Source organism: Moritella sp. F3, from assembly GCF_015082335.1.
Taxonomy (GTDB): Bacteria; Pseudomonadota; Gammaproteobacteria; order Enterobacterales; family Moritellaceae; genus Moritella.
On record NZ_BLRL01000080.1, the window covers coordinates 1 to 264 of the forward strand.

General features: G+C 54.2%; 1 pseudogene. It reads left to right on the plus strand.

The features are described from left to right. Nucleotides 1-63: 63 nt before the first annotated feature. A pseudogene (locus JFU56_RS22545) lies at nt 64-264 on the plus strand (hypothetical protein); the annotation flags it as partial.

The following is a 264-nucleotide window of genomic DNA, read 5'->3' on the forward strand; positions in this document are numbered from 1 at the left end:
CGTTGCCTTTTCGGCTTCTCAGGCGAGAAGCCGTTCTTATTACCGGACAATGAAGGGGTAAAGATGAACACTTCACCGGTGCGAATGGATGATTTACCGCTTAACCGTTTTCACTGCCGCATTGCTGCGCTCACTTTCGGCGCACACCTGACCGACGGTTATGTTCTCGGCGTCATTGGTTACGCCATTATTCAGCTTACGCCCGCCATGCAACTGACGCCGTTTATGGCGGGAATGATCGGCGGCTCGGCGCTCCTTGGTTTG